This window comes from Empedobacter sp. UBA3239 (assembly GCF_002362875.1).
GTDB lineage: Bacteria > Bacteroidota > Bacteroidia > Flavobacteriales > Weeksellaceae > Empedobacter > Empedobacter falsenii_B.
On record NZ_DEVJ01000012.1, the window covers coordinates 59,236 to 75,478 of the forward strand.

19 protein-coding genes are annotated in these 16,243 nt (G+C 30.8%); 10 read left to right on the top strand and 9 right to left on the bottom strand.

The features are described 5' to 3' along the window. Nucleotides 1-51 precede the first annotated feature (51 nt). Together B4G36_RS01500 and B4G36_RS01505 are read left to right on the top strand one after the other, a co-directional pair. Nucleotides 52-1,167, top strand: a complete 1,116-nt coding sequence (locus tag B4G36_RS01500) for a hypothetical protein (RefSeq protein WP_291061441.1) — start codon at nucleotides 52-54, stop codon at nucleotides 1,165-1,167. Nucleotides 1,168-1,177: 10 nt separating this feature from the next. Further along, nucleotides 1,178-1,999, top strand: coding sequence for a 2OG-Fe(II) oxygenase (locus B4G36_RS01505; RefSeq protein ID WP_291047122.1), 822 nt, complete (start codon nucleotides 1,178-1,180; stop codon nucleotides 1,997-1,999). 13 nt (nucleotides 2,000-2,012) lie between these two features. Here B4G36_RS01505 and B4G36_RS01510 read toward each other — a convergent pair whose 3' ends face one another. Further along, on the bottom strand, nucleotides 2,013-3,131 hold the full coding sequence (locus B4G36_RS01510; RefSeq protein ID WP_291061443.1) for a glycosyltransferase: 1,119 nt from the start codon (nucleotides 3,129-3,131) through the stop codon (nucleotides 2,013-2,015). A gap of 18 nt (nucleotides 3,132-3,149) precedes the next feature. Further along, entirely contained in the window at nucleotides 3,150-3,383 is a 234-nt protein-coding gene (locus B4G36_RS01515; RefSeq protein WP_052217635.1) for a hypothetical protein, read from the bottom strand. A 76-nt stretch (nucleotides 3,384-3,459) separates the two neighbouring features. Here B4G36_RS01515 and kdsA point away from each other — a divergent pair, with 76 nt between their 5' ends. The 4 genes from kdsA (at nucleotide 3,460) to B4G36_RS01535 (ending at nucleotide 6,886) form a co-directional block, all read left to right on the top strand. Next, the gene (gene kdsA / locus B4G36_RS01520) at nucleotides 3,460-4,269 is read left to right on the top strand and encodes a 3-deoxy-8-phosphooctulonate synthase (protein ID WP_115001635.1); all 810 of its coding nucleotides are present in this window, start codon (nucleotides 3,460-3,462) and stop codon (nucleotides 4,267-4,269) included. A gap of 73 nt (nucleotides 4,270-4,342) precedes the next feature. Continuing rightward, nucleotides 4,343-5,704 carry an oxygen-independent coproporphyrinogen III oxidase gene (gene hemN / locus B4G36_RS01525; RefSeq protein ID WP_221854165.1) on the top strand — a complete coding sequence of 454 codons (1,362 nt, stop codon included), beginning with the start codon at nucleotides 4,343-4,345 and terminating at the stop codon, nucleotides 5,702-5,704. Nucleotides 5,705-5,764: 60 nt separating this feature from the next. Further along, nucleotides 5,765-6,301, top strand: coding sequence for a hypoxanthine phosphoribosyltransferase (hpt, locus tag B4G36_RS01530; protein WP_291047119.1), 537 nt, complete (start codon nucleotides 5,765-5,767; stop codon nucleotides 6,299-6,301). A gap of 6 nt (nucleotides 6,302-6,307) precedes the next feature. Further along, nucleotides 6,308-6,886, top strand: a complete 579-nt coding sequence (locus B4G36_RS01535) for an adenylate kinase (protein WP_291061445.1) — start codon at nucleotides 6,308-6,310, stop codon at nucleotides 6,884-6,886. Between the two features lie 119 nt (nucleotides 6,887-7,005). Here the strand turns inward: B4G36_RS01535 and B4G36_RS01540 are convergent, their stop codons facing one another. The 3 genes from B4G36_RS01540 to B4G36_RS01550 form a co-directional block, all read right to left on the bottom strand. Then, the gene (locus B4G36_RS01540; RefSeq protein ID WP_286494736.1) at nucleotides 7,006-8,037 is read right to left on the bottom strand and encodes a quinone-dependent dihydroorotate dehydrogenase; all 1,032 of its coding nucleotides are present in this window, start codon (nucleotides 8,035-8,037) and stop codon (nucleotides 7,006-7,008) included. Nucleotides 8,038-8,082: 45 nt separating this feature from the next. Continuing rightward, on the bottom strand, nucleotides 8,083-8,631 hold the full coding sequence (locus B4G36_RS01545; protein WP_291061447.1) for a hypothetical protein: 549 nt from the start codon (nucleotides 8,629-8,631) through the stop codon (nucleotides 8,083-8,085). 65 nt (nucleotides 8,632-8,696) lie between these two features. Further along, a complete protein-coding gene (locus B4G36_RS01550) occupies nucleotides 8,697-8,945 on the bottom strand; it encodes a hypothetical protein (protein ID WP_291061449.1) in 249 nt (82 codons plus the stop codon). A gap of 138 nt (nucleotides 8,946-9,083) precedes the next feature. Between B4G36_RS01550 and obgE the strand changes: the two genes are divergently transcribed. Together obgE and B4G36_RS01560 are read left to right on the top strand one after the other, a co-directional pair. Beyond that, nucleotides 9,084-10,070 (top strand): GTPase ObgE, encoded by a 987-nt coding sequence (gene obgE / locus B4G36_RS01555; protein ID WP_115001628.1) that lies wholly within the window; start codon nucleotides 9,084-9,086, stop codon nucleotides 10,068-10,070. Between the two features lie 23 nt (nucleotides 10,071-10,093). Further along, nucleotides 10,094-10,414 (top strand): YbaB/EbfC family nucleoid-associated protein, encoded by a 321-nt coding sequence (locus B4G36_RS01560; protein WP_219033694.1) that lies wholly within the window; start codon nucleotides 10,094-10,096, stop codon nucleotides 10,412-10,414. A 75-nt stretch (nucleotides 10,415-10,489) separates the two neighbouring features. Here the strand turns inward: B4G36_RS01560 and B4G36_RS01565 are convergent, their stop codons facing one another. After that, entirely contained in the window at nucleotides 10,490-12,748 is a 2,259-nt protein-coding gene (locus B4G36_RS01565; RefSeq protein WP_291061451.1) for a zinc-dependent metalloprotease, read from the bottom strand. 51 nt (nucleotides 12,749-12,799) lie between these two features. Here B4G36_RS01565 and B4G36_RS01570 point away from each other — a divergent pair, with 51 nt between their 5' ends. Further along, on the top strand, nucleotides 12,800-13,249 hold the full coding sequence (locus tag B4G36_RS01570) for a hypothetical protein (protein WP_291061453.1): 450 nt from the start codon (nucleotides 12,800-12,802) through the stop codon (nucleotides 13,247-13,249). Here B4G36_RS01570 and B4G36_RS01575 read toward each other — a convergent pair. The 3 genes from B4G36_RS01575 to B4G36_RS01585 all read right to left on the bottom strand — a co-directional run bounded on the left by B4G36_RS01575 (nucleotide 13,213) and on the right by B4G36_RS01585 (nucleotide 15,537). Further along, the gene (locus B4G36_RS01575; protein WP_291061454.1) at nucleotides 13,213-13,932 is read right to left on the bottom strand and encodes a rhomboid family intramembrane serine protease; all 720 of its coding nucleotides are present in this window, start codon (nucleotides 13,930-13,932) and stop codon (nucleotides 13,213-13,215) included. The genes B4G36_RS01570 and B4G36_RS01575 overlap by 37 nt on opposite strands. Before the next feature lie 124 nt (nucleotides 13,933-14,056). Then, entirely contained in the window at nucleotides 14,057-15,043 is a 987-nt protein-coding gene (locus B4G36_RS01580) for a D-alanine--D-alanine ligase (RefSeq protein WP_291061456.1), read from the bottom strand. After that, nucleotides 15,040-15,537 (bottom strand): hypothetical protein, encoded by a 498-nt coding sequence (locus B4G36_RS01585; protein WP_221854173.1) that lies wholly within the window; start codon nucleotides 15,535-15,537, stop codon nucleotides 15,040-15,042. Before B4G36_RS01585 ends, B4G36_RS01580 begins: the two co-directional genes overlap by 4 nt. Before the next feature lie 50 nt (nucleotides 15,538-15,587). Between B4G36_RS01585 and B4G36_RS01590 the strand changes: the two genes are divergently transcribed. Then, a complete protein-coding gene (locus B4G36_RS01590; protein ID WP_291061459.1) occupies nucleotides 15,588-16,238 on the top strand; it encodes an NRDE family protein in 651 nt (216 codons plus the stop codon). Nucleotides 16,239-16,243 lie beyond the last annotated feature (5 nt).

Sequence of the window (16,243 nt, forward strand, 5' to 3'; positions counted from 1 at the left end):
AGAGTTTACTTAGTTGTAGACTCTTTTTTTTGTTAAATAATTAACTGACTAATGTATCAAGGTAATAAACTTCATTTTATAAGTATGGATGTTCCATTTCCTCCCAATTATGGAGGCGTTATAGATGTTTTTTTTAAATTGAAAGCATTTCATCAACTTGGGATTGAAATTCATTTACATTTGTTTGGGTTTAACGAAACAGAAAGAGATGTTTTAAGGAAATATGCTAAAGAAGTTTATTTTTATCCAATACATCAGATGCCTTATTATATTTTTCAGAAATATCCTATTTCAGTAAAATCGAGGGATAGCAAATTATTGTATGAACGAATTAAATCGTTGAAAGCACCTATATTTTTTGAAAGTCTAAAAACAACATTTATTTTGAATAAATATAACCTTGAAGGTTATTCTAAATATTTGCGATTACATAATATTGAACAAAATTATTTTTTTGGATTAGCTGAAAGCGAGAAGAATCTGGTAAAAAAAGCATTGTTTTATATTGAGGCAAAAAAATATATTCAATACGAAAATATCATCCATCAGTTTGATGAAGTTTTTACACTCTCTAAATTTGAACAAAATTATATTCAAGAAAAATATAATAAAGGAAAATTTGTGCCTGTTTTTCATGGAAATGAAACTTTTCAATCACTAAGTGAAAAAGGAGAATTTGCTTTATATCATGGTGATTTGAGAGCTTCGGACAATTGTAAAGTAGTCGATTTTTTGATAGAAGTGTTTAAAGGAATTGATTATCCTTTCGTTATTGCTTCAGGTTCTAGAGAGAATTGGGTAAAAGAAAAAATTAAAAATTATCCTCGTATACAATTTGTTAAATTGAAAGATTTTGATCATTTGAAAAATCTTTTCGAAAAAGCACATCTCAATATAGCGTGGTCTTTTCAGGAATCTGGGACAAAGCTAAAAGTAATAAATGCATTATTCAATAGTCGTTTTTCGATAATTAATGAAAATGTAATAGATGATGAGAAAATTAGTGAACTTTGTGTTCAAGTTTCGAATAAATCAGAGCTGATAAAAGCTATTAATCATTTAAAAAATCAACCTTTTTTAGGGGCAAAAGAATATATTGATACGCTTGAATATTATTTGAATGATAAATTGAATGCCGAAATTATTTTGAAACAAATTTTTAATTAACTTTATGATTATGAACAGAAATCAATTCGCAGATATAATTTTACAACGATTAATCGATCAAAAGGAAAAAATAAGTCAACAATACAATAGTAGCAAAGATAAGATCGGTTATTTTTGGGTTGATGATCTATTACCAGAAGAATCAGTTTTGGAGATAAATCAAGTTTTTCCACAAGAAAAAGAAATGGTGTTGAAAAAAAGTTTGAAAGAAGATAAATATATTGCAGTTCAAATGAATCAATATCATCCTATTTTAGAGGAAATTATTTATGCTTTTCAAGATGAGAGAATCGTAAATTTGATTGCTGAGATTTGCGAAATAAAACAACCTATTCCAGATTCATCTTTGTATGCTGGAGGTTTGTCTATGATGGGAAATCGTCAATTTTTGCAGCCTCATCTGGATAATTCTCACGATGCGAAAAGAGAATTGTGGCGTGTGTTGAATTTATTGTATTATGTAACGCCAGACTGGAAAGAAGAATATGGTGGTAATTTAGAAGTTTGGCCAAATGGATTGAAAAATGATCAAATTACGATTTTTAGTAAATTCAATCGATTAGCGGTAATGGCAACGCATAATGATTCTTTGCATTCGGTTTCTCCAATAAAGTTTGAAGGTTTTAGAAAATGTGTTTCAAATTATTATTTTTCGAAAGAACCTTTAAGAGAAACAGATTCGTTTCATGTTACATCTTTTAGAGGGCGTCCTGAACAAAAAGTGTTGGATCAAGTTTTACAAGTTGATAACGCACTAAGAATGGGCGTTAGAAAAGTATTTAAAAAAGGAGTAGTGGAAAATCCACATATTTATAAAAAAGAAGAAAAGTAGATTAAATTTTAATCTACTTTTTTATTTTTTCAAAAATCTCCTTCAATTTCAATTCTTCATTTTCCCAACAAAGTTCGTTTGCAGCATTTGCAAGATTTTCTTGGTAACTTCTTTTTCCTTCGTCTAAGATTTCTTGTAGTTTTTCAGCCAAATGTTTTGGATAGTGGTTGTCAATCACTTTTCCAACTTTATACTCTTCGACTATTTTTTTTATTTCTGGTAAATTTGTTGCTAAAATTGGTACTCTAGCTTGAATAAAGTCAAATAATTTATTCGGTAGAGCGTAGCGATAGCTTAATCCTAAATCTTCTTCCATACTCATTCCTACATCAGCTAAAGGTGTTATAGTTTTTAAAGTTTTTGGGGGAATATTTCCTAAAAAATGAATGCGATTAGTTAAGTCTAAATCTTTTACCAATTGTTCGTATTCAGTTTTTTTAGGCCCTTCGCCAGCAATCCAAAATTGACAATTATCAATGTATTTGAAAGCTTTAATCATTCTGTCAATTCCTCGACTCATGTTAATTGCGCCTTGATACAATAATATTTTATCGTTTGTTGGATTTTCGGGTAAGCGAAAGAAAATTAAATCTTGTTTATCGTTAAGTTTTGTTCGGTTGGGAACATTTCTAATCACAGCCGGATTAGCACCATATTCCTTGCGAAACCAATTGGCATATCCATCACTTACTGTATAAAAATATTTGATTTTTGGAACAAGAGAACGTTCTAAAGTTTTCCAAACTTTTTTTGTTTTAGGACGATTGTGTAATGATGGTAATTCTGAATAAATTTCGTGACTATCAAAAACTAAAGGAATTTTTTTGATTTTACTAACCAAATAAAAAGGAAGTAAACTATCCAAATCATTCGCTAATAAAATAGTCTGTTTATCCGCTTTTTTAAGCAAAGTGAAAAACAATTTGTAATTGAACTCTGCATACTTTTTCATTGTTGATTGATTCTTTTGTTCTATCAAAAATGTCTTGTACGGCTTATTCAATTTCGGTCTACCGTTTATAGTCGCGCCAATCAATTCTATATCGTATCCAAATTTTAACAAAGAATGGCAAACTTTATCTAATCTTTGATCAGTTTCAATATTATTTAGTACAGCAGATAGGATTTTCAATTTTATGGTTTTTTAAGATTATTTTCCAGGTTTGAAGACGATATAATACGCCTGAACTAAAAATAAAATCGCATTTGGAATAAGGACTGGCCAAGCCTCGATCATAGCAGCATAAATTACAAAACATACACAACCAATTGCATTGATAATGCGGATAATTGTAATCTTCGAAAAAAAGAATGCTAGTACAATAAAGACTGAAGCAAGATAGCCAAAAATATCAGCTATACCAATGTTAGATAAAAAATCCATAAAACGATAAATAAGAATGATAAAGTATAGGCAAAATTATGAAAAATAAGTCGATAACTTTGTGTAAATTTGCACAATGATAGAAACTTTATCAAAGATAAAACACAAAGATTCGCCAAACTTCTTTTTACTTGCTGGTCCATGTGCCATCGAAAGTGAAGATATGGCTTTGAGAATTGCTGAAAAAGTAGTAACAATTACTGATAAATTAGAGATTCCTTATGTTTTTAAAGGATCTTTCAAAAAAGCAAATCGTTCTCGTATTGATAGTTTTACAGGAATTGGAGATGAAAAAGCATTGAAAATTATTCAAAAAGTTGGAGAAACTTTTGATGTTCCAACAACTACAGATATCCATGAACCTTTTCATGCAGAAATGGCAGCGGCTTATGTAGATGTGTTACAAATTCCTGCTTTCTTGGTTCGTCAAACCGATTTAGTGGTTGCAGCTGCACAAACTGGAAAACATGTTACGTTGAAAAAAGGTCAATTTCTTTCGCCAGAAGCGATGAAATTTCCTGTAGAAAAAGTAACAGATTCTGGTAATAATAATGTAGCAATTATCGAGCGTGGAACTATGTTAGGTTACGGAGATTTAGTGGTAGATTATCGTGGAATTCCTGTGATGCAAAATTATGCACCAGTTATTTTAGATATCACACATTCTTTACAACAACCAAATCAGGCTTCAGGTGTAACAGGAGGAAAGCCAGAATTAATCGAAACGATTGCTAAAGCTGGAATTGCTGTTGGTGCTGATGGTATTTTTATCGAAACGCATCCAGATCCTAAAAATGCAAAAAGTGACGGTGCAAACATGTTACAATTGGATTTGTTAGAAGACTTATTAACTAAATTGGTTAGAGTTCGTCAGGCAATTCTATAAAAATAATTTTTAAAGAAAATTTATTAAATAATACTTAGTCAAGTTGATTAAGTATTTTTAATTTTTTTAGATAATGGATAATTTAATTCAGAAATATAATATTCCAGGACCTCGTTACACAAGTTATCCAACTGTTCCGTTTTGGGACAATGATGATTTTACTAAACAAGGTTGGATTGAAACTTTTCAACGATCTTTCGATGAAAGTAATGCAGAAGAGGGAATATCAGTTTATATTCATTTACCTTATTGCGAGTCGTTGTGTACGTTTTGTGCATGTAACAAACGTATTACGAAACAACATTCGGTAGAAGTTCCGTATATTGATACAGTTTTGAAAGAATGGAGATTATATGTGGATTTATTTTCATCTCGACCAAAAATTAAAGAAATTCATTTAGGAGGAGGAACACCAACGTTTTTTTCTCCAGAAAATTTGAAGAAATTAATTGATGGTATTTTTGAATATGCGGATGTAGCTGAAGGACACGAATTTAGTTTAGAAGGTCATCCAAATAACACAACAAAAGAGCATTTACAGGCTTTATACAATTTAGGTTTTAGACGTATTTCGTATGGTGTACAAGATTATGATCTAAAAGTTCAGGAAGCGATTAATCGTGTCCAACCTTTCGAGAATGTGAAAAGAGCAACAGAAGAAGCGCGCGAAATTGGTTTTACATCTATTTCTCACGATTTGATTTTTGGTCTTCCACATCAAACAATGGAAGGAATGATGGAAACGATTAATTTGACAAAAGAATTAAATCCAGATCGTATTTCGTTTTACAGTTATGCACATGTGCCGTGGATAAAAGGTGTCGGACAACGTGGTTTTCATGACGGAGATTTGCCTTCACCAGAATTGAAACGTGCATTATATGAAGAAGGAAAGAAAATGTTCGAGGAAATGAACTATTTCGAAGTTGGAATGGATCATTTTGCCTTAGAACAAGATTCGATGTATCAATCGATGAAAAACCATACATTACATCGTAATTTTATGGGATATTCTTCTTCGAAAACACAATTAATGGTTGGTTTAGGAGTTTCTTCTATCAGCGATTCTTGGTATAGTTTTGCACAAAACGAGAAAACGGTAGAAGAGTACGAAAAATCAATTAATAACGGAGAATTATCCGTTTTCAAAGGACATATATTATCAGAAGAAGATTTGATTATGCGTCGTCATATTCTAAATTTAATGTGTAATTTAGAAACTTCTTGGGCTGATGATAATATGAAATTTGATGATGTAGATCGTATTAAAACTATGTTGCAAGATATGGTTGACGATAATTTGATTGAATTTGTAGAAAATGGTTTGATCGTAAAAGAAGAAGGACGTCCATATGTTAGAAATGTGTGTATGACATTCGATAAGAGAATGATAGATAACGAGCCAGAAACACGTATTTTCTCAATGACAATCTAATAAAATAGATAAATGTTTTAAACTTTATCAAAAAAAGTATATATTTGAATATCTCAAACAATGAAAGAAATAGAAATTCACGGTAAAAAATTTATTCCGTACATCGCTTTTGAAGAAATAGAACACGCCATCAAAAATATGGCAAACGAAGTTTACGAAGAATACAAAGACGAAAGACCGATTTTTGTTGGTGTATTAAACGGAGTTGTAATGTTCTTCAGCGATTTCTTAAAACAATATCAAGGAGAATGTGAGATTTCATTCTTGAAATTAAAATCTTACGAAGGAACAGAATCAACAGGGAAAATTACTATTGAGATGGATATTCCGATGAATGTTGAAGGACGTCACGTAATTATTTTAGAAGATATTGTAGATACAGGTAATACGTTAATAGAGTTGCACCGAATCTTGAAAGAGAAAAAGGTAAAATCATTAAAAGTAGCAACTTTATTATTTAAGCCAGACGCTTACAAAAAAGATTTAAAAGTAGATTTAGTAGGAATTTCTATTCCTGATAAATTTGTAGTAGGTTATGGATTAGATTTTGACGGATTAGGAAGAAATTTACCAGATATTTATCAAATAAAACATTAAAACAAAATGCTAAACATTGTATTGTTCGGACCTCCTGGTAGTGGTAAAGGAACACAAGCTAAATTTTTAGAAGAAAAGTACCAAACTCCTCAAATTTCTACTGGAGACTTATTTCGTTTCAACCTTAAAAATGAAACAGAATTAGGCGATCTTGTGAAATCTTACATGGACAAGGGACAATTAGTTCCAGATGAGGTAACAACAAATATGTTGGTTGATCATTTAGATAACAATCCAAATTCGTATGGATATATTTTTGATGGATATCCACGTACAACATCTCAGGCAGAAGCTTTAGATAAAATCTTAGCAGATAAATACGAAAGCGAAGTTTCGATTACATTAGCATTAGTTGTGGATGACGAAATTTTGGTTCAACGTTTATTAGAGCGCGGAAAAACTTCTGGTCGTGCTGATGATGTGGATGAAAAAATTATCCGTGATCGTATTACAGAATATTACGAGAAAACTGCAATTGTAGCAGAACACTACAAAGCTCAAGGAAAATGGGTTGAGATTGATGGAGTAGGTTCTATTGAAGATATTACCGAAAAACTGAACGCAGCAATTAAAGAAGTTTTATAAGAACAACTTTTACATAATACTAAAAATGCTCCTTTTAATTAAAGGAGCATTTTTTATTATTATCATTTCTCTGAATGTAGCTTTTTGTGAAATGAAGAACCGAAATCAGAATGACTTTTCTATTTTCCTTCAACCAAGCCTTTACAAATGTTTTTTACAACAGCAGGACCTTCATAAATAAAACCTGTATAAACTTGTAACAAACTTGCACCAGCTTCCAGTTTTTCTTTCGCGTCCTCGGCTGTATGAATTCCTCCAACTCCAATGATAGGAAATGCTTTGTTCGATTTTTCAGAAAGATAACGAATCACTTCTGTTGAACGATTTTTAAGTGGTTTTCCCGAAACTCCACCAGTTTCTTTTACAATTTCTGGATCAGATTTTAATCCTTCTCTTGAAATGGTTGTATTTGTCGCAATCACTCCAGCAATTTTAGATTCTAATACAATATCTATAATATCATCTAATTGCGAATCCGTCAAATCTGGTGCGATTTTAAGTAAAATTGGTTTCGGTTTTTCGTTCTGATTATTGTATTGTTGCAAATAATTCAGAATGTACAATAAAGGTTCTTTTTCTTGCAAATCACGTAATCCAGGCGTGTTTGGAGAACTCACGTTAACTACAAAATAATCTACATAATCAAACAACGCATTGAAACATTTGATATAATCATCAACAGCATCTTCGTTTGGCGTTAATTTATTTTTACCAATATTTCCGCCAATAATATAGTTTTCACGATTTTTTAGTTCTCTAATTTTCGAAACAGCAAAATCAACACCTTTGTTATTAAATCCCATTCGGTTGATAATCGCTTCATCTTCTACCAAACGAAACATACGCGGCGCATCATTCCCTGGTTGAGGTTTTGGTGTAACGGTTCCAATTTCGATGAAGCCAAATCCGAAGTGGTCCAATTCTTCAATATATTCAGCATTTTTATCAAAACCAGCAGCTAAACCAATTGGATTTTTGAATTTAATTCCAAAAACTTCTCGGTCTAAACTTGGATGATTGTATTGATAAAATTTATCTAATAATTTTCCAACTCCAGGAAATGCAGCATAATTTTTTAGATTTCGCGTAACAAAATGATGCGCATCTTCGGGCTGTAATTGGAATAAAATGTTTTTGAATTGTTTGTACATGTTGCAAAATTAATCAATCCTATTCATTATAAAAATATGTTTTGATTACTTATTTTTTGCGATTGATTGTATTGTGCCAATTGGCGAAATTTCAACAGTTTTTTGACCTTTTACAACATAAAAATAATAGAGACTATTCGTATTGACTAAATAAATTTCTTTTTTCTCACCAGAATTGAAAGTTAAGGTTTGCCCATATTTTTCGAATTTTAAATCTCCATTTTTTATTCGTTTTGACAGAAAATTACCATCACCAATTCCAAATCCTATAAAGAAACAAATTAATAATGCAAAGAAATAATTGATTAGAGTTTTATCAATTATCTTTTCGAATTCTGTATGTGTTAATACTTTACTTTCATCAATTTTGAAATATTTTTTTAAAAATTTCTTAATAAATTTTTTCTCTGAATGTTTCAATGAATACTGTTTAAAACTATAAAGTAGAAAAATAAGAAGAATAAAAAAGATTAGTAGGAAAGGATGTGCGGTAATTTCAGAAATTGGACTTATTAAGATATTCATAATGCTCGAAAATTTCAGAATATTAATATCCAATTGATAATAGAAAATAGATTCTTTAATAATTCCCATGAAGACTAAATAAATATAACCAAAAGGAAGTAATCGTTGTAAATGTTCGTTATTTACTATTGAATCTATTTTTGTCGCGATTTTATTTCTTTGTTAATCATAGAAAGTTTGGCGATTAGAGGCATTAATGAAACAGAAGTTCCACATCCAATAGCTATGAAGGCATAATTACTGGTTTTTATTGCGGTGTAGATAAAGAATATAAACGCAAGAAACATAAAAGATCCAAATATAATTACAATATTTTTTGTTTGTTTTTGAGTTATTAGAAGTTCTTCATCAGTATATTCGGACAGATTTTTTTTAGTATTCATATTAGTGTGTTAATTAATTGAATAAATATAAATAAAAATCTGAGTCATTATAAATTATTCATTCAAAATAGATAATACAAGATTTTAATAAACAAATTAGAAATCGTACTTTTGCAGACTAATTAAAAGAAAAAAATTATGCAATCAAATTTTGTTGACTACGTAAAAATAAATTGTAGAGCCGGACATGGAGGTGCGGGTTCAGCAAGTTTGCATCGCGAAAAATATATTGACAAAGGTGGACCAGACGGTGGAGATGGTGGACGTGGAGGAAACATCACGCTTCTAGGAAACTCAAATCTTTGGACCTTGTTAGAATTTCGATTCAAAAGACATTTCCGTGCGCAAAACGGTGGACGTGGAGGTAAATCTCGTTCTACTGGTGCTGACGGTGAAGATATTATTTTGGAAGTTCCGATCGGAACAATTGCCAAAGATGACGAAGGAAATATTATTGGCGAAGTAACAGAAAATGGGCAAGAATTAATTATTGCGCAAGGAGGAAAAGGGGGGCTAGGAAACTGGCATTTCCGTTCTGCAACGCGTCAAACGCCTCGTTATGCACAGCCAGGTTTGGATGGTGACGAGCGTCAAGTTACATTGGAGTTGAAAATTTTGGCAGATGTTGGTCTAGTTGGTTTTCCAAATGCAGGAAAATCTACTTTATTATCAGCTGTTTCGGCTGCTAAACCAAAAATTGCAGATTACGCATTTACAACGTTAACACCTAACTTGGGAATTGTAGAATACCGTAATCATCAGTCATTTATTATGGCAGATATTCCTGGAATTATCGAAGGTGCGGCAGAAGGAAAAGGTCTTGGACATCGTTTCTTGCGTCATATTGAGCGTAATTCTAACTTATTATTTTTAATTCCTGCCGATACAGAAGATTATAAAAAAGAATATGAAATTCTGTTGAATGAATTGAAAAAATTCAATCCTGAATTGTTAGATAAAGAACGAATTTTAGCTATTTCTAAGTCAGATATGTTAGATGATGAATTGGAAGCTGAGATTAAAGCACAATTACCAACTGATATTGATACGATATTTATTTCGTCTGTTTCTGGAAAAGGAATCACAGAATTGAAAGATTTATTGTGGAAAAAACTACACGAATAACTAATTATTAAAGATAAAGACAAATGTTTGGAAATTTTGGAGACATCATGGGAATGATGGGAAAAATCAATTCATTTAAAGATAAATTTTCTGATTTGAAAAATGAATTAGATGGAGAAATATTTACAACGACTTCTAACGATGGAAAAGTAAAAATTACAATGTCTAAATTAGCAACAATAAAAGATATTGAACTTGCTGAAGGAATGGAAAAAGAAGAAATTGAAGATTTGTTAGTGATGACGTTAAACAAAGCGTTGGAACAAGTAAAAACAGAAGCAATTGACAGAGCGAAAAAAACAGCTCAAGAAAATTTACCAAACATTCCTGGAATGCCTTTCTAAGAAGAATTTGAAAAAATAAAACCCCTAAAAATTAATTTTCAGGGGTTTTTGTTTGATATCTAATTAAAAATAGAATTATTTAATAATCAATTTTGATGTTGATTGACCTTCATTAGATGAAACTTTTATGATATAAACTCCTGATGGTAAATTCGTATCGATTTGTTTCTTTAAATTTCCAGAAGCATTTTCAGAAATTGAATAAACTATTCTTCCATTTACATCAACAATCTCAATATTTACTTTTCCAGAAGCTTTTTGTTCAATTGTGAATTGCCCATTAGATGGATTTGGATATATTGTAGATTTAGTTGTGTTTAAATCTTTGGTTGCTAATAATCCTGTAGAGAATTTTTTTACAGCTAAATAAACATTATCAACAGCTTCAATCATAATATATCCTTCTGTAACATCTTTAGCATTACTAGGCATTTGGAAATTAGCTGATCCAGTATTATCAACAATTCCTAATTCTTCGAATGTTTTTCCTGCATCCCATGAAATTGAAACTTTAACTTTTGTAGTTTCGATAGGAGCTTCGTTAGTTTTAGCAACGTCCCATGTTACATCAAAATTAGAAGCGTTAATTGGTAATTTGCTATCTGCTGTGTCTGGAGTAAGAACGACAAAAGGGCCAACTCCAGCGGTAGCCATTACTTTTACACTTCCGTTTTGAGTTTGGGGACCTTGTACGTTATAATCTCTCGCAGTCACAGTAAAATCATATGTTCTTGCAACAGAAGTTAGAGATTCCCAAACTACATTTCCTGTTCCAGTGTGAAATAATTTACCTGCTAAAATAGAAGTGAAATTAGGGAAATATCTGTATGTTTCTTTAACAGGAGAAAAAGATCTAAAGTTAGGACCAGATGTTTTTGTTTCCTTCACTCTACTATTCGCATTTGTTGTAGCGCTTGTTCCAGAATTGTTTTGTTCCCACGTAGTTAAAACAGCATCATTTTCAGCATCTGTAATTGTAGCATTTAATTTGAATGCTGTTCCCACAGGGATTCTGTATAAAGCTTTTTCTAATTGTATGTTTGGAGGAGTGTTTAGAATTGGTTTTTCTACACCACAACTTTTAGTTTTTAAGTTGTTCTGAACTTGAGCTATACTTCTGTATGTGAAATAATCATCAGAATTTGATTGAACATTATAAGACGTAATACCTGCATATCCCATTACCGTAGAGCCACTTCCAGGTTCAACATTAACTCCTGTACCTTCATAAATGTGAGAATAAGTATGATTAGCTCCCATTTGATGTCCAATTTCATGAGCAACATAATCGATATCAAATTTATCTCCAGAAGGAATTTTGTTTGCAGGAGAAGTCATACCACTCCCTTTTCCATCAGGAAATACTGTATCACATACACATCCAATACACCCTGCATTTCCTCCTCCTCCTTGAGAGCCGAAAAAGTGTCCAATGTCATATTTATCTTCACCAAGATTATTTGTTAAATAAGTTTGTAATTCAACTTGCCATGTAGATAAATAATAAGGGGCTGAACCATATGTAGGGTGATCTGCCATTCCTTGTGCAGGAGCTGAATATGGATCAGTACTTGCATCTGTAAATATTAAATCATCAATATTATCAATGAATTGGAAATTAACTGACATATCTTTTTCAAATACTCCATTTACACGTGTCATGGTATTTGTCATAGCTGCCAAAGCTTTTTCTTTTGTACCACCAAAATAAGCCGAATATTCTCCAGGAACAGAAAGTGCTAATCGATATGTTTTAAAAACTTGATTATTGGCTTTGTTCTGTAAGTTAGAAGAATCTTCTTTATTAGCTTGATGTTTTGAAATTAGTTCATTTGTTGAACAAACAAAATTACTTACAGCTTTACTAGAACTATGAACTTCGTAATATGTTGAACCTTCAACATCATAAGATTCAATAAAGTCTGATTTTCCTTCATTTCTAAATATAGAAGAACTCAATCCTAAAGGAGTTACACTAAATCTTAAATAAACAGATGGATCATCTAAACTTTTTCCAACGTATGAGCGAATATTAGGATATTTCTCTTGTAATTTTGGAGATAAGATTGAAGCTTCCCATATCATGTATTTTTGAATACTACCATCAGATGTAGGCATGTCAACAACCACTCCTGATTGATTACTAGTATTCGATGGGGCTAATGTTAATTTATTTTTCAATGTATTGATATCCATTGAATATACTTTTGAATTTTGATATTCAGTAGTAATATTTTTACTTTTTAAAAAATAACTAGGTACTTCCTTCCAATTTTGTGCGTTAGCATAACCGAATAAGGATAAAACTGATAGAGTGAATAAAAGTTTTTTCATTAAATATTGTTAATTATATTTGTTAATTAATGATAAAACTAATAAAATTATATGAGAATAGCTTTTTATCTTTCAATATTTTTAGGAATTATTACTTTGCTATCGTGTCAAAAAAATAATTATTCTAACCAAAATAAACAAGAAAATATACTATCTGTAGAAAGAATAGAATCGTCAAGAAAAATGCACTACGACTTAATTGTAGATAAATCTACTATTGTATTAATCAAAAATGAAAACGATACAATAAAGATAAAAAATACTACGAAAGAATGGGAGAGTTTAACAAAACTTATGGATCAAATCTTGTTAGAAAAATTAGAAAATATCAAATCTCCAAGTCAAGCCTTTATGCATGATGGTGCTCCAAATGTAGTTTTGAAATTTCAAACAAAAGATTCAACTTATTATTCTAATCCATATGATAAAGGTAATCCAGCAAAAGAATTAAAGAAAATTGATGATTATTTGACAGAATTATCAACTTCTTTATCTAAATAAAATTCATCATCTTCATTTTCCAACGATTCCAAATATTCTGTTTTCAAACGTTCTTGTTCTTGGTAAATATCCCATAAACGTTCAGCTTGCGGGTCATAATAATTTTCTTGATCCCATTTCGGAACTTCTTTTTGTGGACCAATATTTCTAAACAGATAAGCGAAAAATTCACCCGAGATAAATCCACTTAAATGTCCTTCCCAAGAAATAGAATTACTACTTGTATCAGATTTTAATTGCGGTAAAATTTCTTGAGGAACCATTCCCCAAATCATTCCGCCGTATAATAAAATAATGATTAGTGAAATCGCCATCAAACCACGTTCTTTTCTAATTATTCCACTAAAAAATATAAACGAAGCCAATAAGTAAACGATAGAACTTGCTCCAATATGACAACTTACATTGTTATCTAAAAAAGGTGGATTTCCGATGATCCAAAGAATAATTCCTGATAAAATCCAACCAAATAATATCACGTAATAAGCCAATCTATCGTACATCAATAGCGCGATAAAGCTAAGAAAGGCTAACGGAAAAGTATTACTGATGATGTGTTTCCAACCTGAGTGAAATAAAGGCGAGAACAGAATTCCTTTCAATCCTACGAAAGTTCTCGGAATAACGCCGTAACAACTGTCTAAATTGTATCCGTTTTGTTGAAACAAAAAGATAATCCACATTGGGATAAGTAGTAAGAGAGGAATTATAATAGTTTTCTTTGGAAAAGGATAACTCATAAAATTGGTTTCGAAAACATCTTTCAATCTTTATTCCTTTCCAGACAATCTGCCAATTTTGGTCAAATTAAGTTTGATAGCGTTTTATTAATTCTCTCGCAAGCAATTTCCAATCTGTCCACTTTACACCTAATTGATGATTTTGAATAGCAATTTTATGTTGGTAATTCAAATGCTTAATAACTTCCTTATAAGCTTTTATCAAATTAAAATTCGGATCGTAAATGTGAGTTGCTTCAGAATTTGCACCATTAATTTCAAGTATGACAAAATTTCCTTTCTGAAAATCCTCTAAGCTTTTTGTTTTCAAATCGATTCGTCCGTAATAAAAACCATCAATTTTTTTTGCAATTTGATCTATGGTTTCTTCTAATTTAGTCGTTTTTAGAGAAGATCCATCCAAAAAAGTTGTTCCTCGACTATGATTTCCTATTGGTTCAACCAATAATTTTTCATCTTTTTGAAGAACTAAATTTAGTTCGTTTTGAAAACGTTTAAACAAATACTCTTTTCGGTAAAAAGCTCTTAAATTTTGTTCGATTAATTCTTTCAAAGTTGATTTTCCATCGCCCGTAAACGTCAAAAAATCTTTTGCTGTTATCGACAGTATTTTACCATTTTTTTCTTTGGGTAATCGAGCATAGAAAACACCAAACTCAAAATTAGATTGAATATATTCTTGTAAAATTAAATCTCGATTATTTTGCTCTAAATAATTTTTCCAATCAATTTCATTTCTGATTAATTCAACACCAATTCCACGTTCACCAAGATTTGGTTTCGCAATAAAAGGAAAATCAAACGGAATTTCTTGCGTTGTAAATTCTTCAAAAAAAACAGTTTTTGGCTTATAATTTTTATCAATTTGATTGAGTAAATCAATTTTAGAATAATCAATAAATCCGCCCCATTTTATTGTAGGATTTGCCGAGCAAAAGTAAGCTGGAGCGCCTGTTTGAAAGATTTTATAAATGTACCAAGGTGTCAATGGCGCATAAAATAACCAGAATGGCCAAAATTCGTATCGTGTCCATTTTGTTATTTTCGGATTCATTTTTCTTGATTTTGAAAAGCAATTGTAGAAGATGCAATTCCAAAATTTTGTGGAATTTTAATCGTTGAAAAATGAGTTTCGATCGCAATTTTAATCAACGCAAAATGATGAATGCTATGATCAAAACAATACATTAATTCACGATAATTTGTGGTATTAATTGTGAAATCTTCTCCGTAGTAATTCTGTTTTAGTTGAATTGTTTTTTCTAAATCTAAACGTTCTATTTCAGATTTTAGATGATTCAACGTATTTATACTTTCGACAACCGAATTTTCTAAAGCACGATTTCGTTCTCTATCATCATAACAAATGCAATTGTTTTTTCGTGCGTGTAAAAAGCACGAATAAAACTCTATAATATGGCGAAAATGTTGACCAACAGAAGCATCAGAAATGATTTCTAATTCCTTTTGAAAAGACAGATCGTCAAATTGCAAAAGAATGGATTTCATTTCATCAAAAGAATGCGCTATAGTTTTCTGAATACTCATAATTCTTTGCAAAGATAAATTTTTACATTTGAACTAAATTGAAAAATGAGATGTGTATAATCAGTTTTTACAGAAATGAGGATGAATTTGTATTGACGCACAACCGAGATGAGGAAATAAATCGTTCTTCTTCTAAAGAGATTGTGGAGCAAAAGCGTTTTGATAAAACCTATTTTTCGCCTGTAGATGAGCGTGCAAATGGAACTTGGATTTTTTATTCGGAACAATATATTGCGTGTATTTTGAATGGAGGAATCGAAAAACCAACGCATTTTAAAGAGAAATACAGAGAAAGTAGAGGAATTATCTTGTTAGATTTATTGAAATATAATTCTGTAAATGAGTTTATTAATTCAGAAAATTTGTCAGAAATCGCACCTTTTACAATTTTTGTTTTTGAAAGAACAACTAAAAATGCTTACCTTTTGTTTTGGAATGAAAATAAACTGAGTGTAAAAGATGTTTCGCAAGAAAAAATTGTGACATGGTGTTCATCGACATTGTACAGTCCTGAAAGAAGAAATGAAATTGATGAAATTTTTAACCAAAATAATGAGTTAAATTCCGAAGAAATTTTAGAACTTCACGATGATTTGAAAATGAATAAAGGCGATTTGTACGATTTTTTAGCAACGACATCTATCTCTCAAATTATTATGAATTCTTTAAGAATTGATATGAAATATTGTCAGCTATTTTGAAATTA

What these genes read in the sequence shown, in the direction of transcription:
- B4G36_RS01500 (WP_291061441.1), top strand. Translation starts at nt 52, where the DNA reads ATGTATCAAGGTAATAAACTTCATTTTATAAGTATGGATGTTCCATTT.
- B4G36_RS01505 (WP_291047122.1), top strand. Translation starts at nt 1,178, where the DNA reads ATGAACAGAAATCAATTCGCAGATATAATTTTACAACGATTAATCGAT.
- B4G36_RS01515 (WP_052217635.1), bottom strand. Translation starts at nt 3,383, where the DNA reads ATGGATTTTTTATCTAACATTGGTATAGCTGATATTTTTGGCTATCTT.
- kdsA (WP_115001635.1), top strand. Translation starts at nt 3,460, where the DNA reads ATGATAGAAACTTTATCAAAGATAAAACACAAAGATTCGCCAAACTTC.
- hemN (WP_221854165.1), top strand. Translation starts at nt 4,343, where the DNA reads ATGGATAATTTAATTCAGAAATATAATATTCCAGGACCTCGTTACACA.
- hpt (WP_291047119.1), top strand. Translation starts at nt 5,765, where the DNA reads ATGAAAGAAATAGAAATTCACGGTAAAAAATTTATTCCGTACATCGCT.
- B4G36_RS01535 (WP_291061445.1), top strand. Translation starts at nt 6,308, where the DNA reads ATGCTAAACATTGTATTGTTCGGACCTCCTGGTAGTGGTAAAGGAACA.
- B4G36_RS01540 (WP_286494736.1), bottom strand. Translation starts at nt 8,037, where the DNA reads ATGTACAAACAATTCAAAAACATTTTATTCCAATTACAGCCCGAAGAT.
- B4G36_RS01545 (WP_291061447.1), bottom strand. Translation starts at nt 8,631, where the DNA reads ATGGGAATTATTAAAGAATCTATTTTCTATTATCAATTGGATATTAAT.
- B4G36_RS01550 (WP_291061449.1), bottom strand. Translation starts at nt 8,945, where the DNA reads ATGAATACTAAAAAAAATCTGTCCGAATATACTGATGAAGAACTTCTA.
- obgE (WP_115001628.1), top strand. Translation starts at nt 9,084, where the DNA reads ATGCAATCAAATTTTGTTGACTACGTAAAAATAAATTGTAGAGCCGGA.
- B4G36_RS01560 (WP_219033694.1), top strand. Translation starts at nt 10,094, where the DNA reads ATGTTTGGAAATTTTGGAGACATCATGGGAATGATGGGAAAAATCAAT.
- B4G36_RS01565 (WP_291061451.1), bottom strand. Translation starts at nt 12,748, where the DNA reads ATGAAAAAACTTTTATTCACTCTATCAGTTTTATCCTTATTCGGTTAT.
- B4G36_RS01570 (WP_291061453.1), top strand. Translation starts at nt 12,800, where the DNA reads ATGAGAATAGCTTTTTATCTTTCAATATTTTTAGGAATTATTACTTTG.
- B4G36_RS01575 (WP_291061454.1), bottom strand. Translation starts at nt 13,932, where the DNA reads ATGTGGATTATCTTTTTGTTTCAACAAAACGGATACAATTTAGACAGT.
- B4G36_RS01580 (WP_291061456.1), bottom strand. Translation starts at nt 15,043, where the DNA reads ATGAATCCGAAAATAACAAAATGGACACGATACGAATTTTGGCCATTC.
- B4G36_RS01585 (WP_221854173.1), bottom strand. Translation starts at nt 15,537, where the DNA reads ATGAGTATTCAGAAAACTATAGCGCATTCTTTTGATGAAATGAAATCC.
- B4G36_RS01590 (WP_291061459.1), top strand. Translation starts at nt 15,588, where the DNA reads ATGTGTATAATCAGTTTTTACAGAAATGAGGATGAATTTGTATTGACG.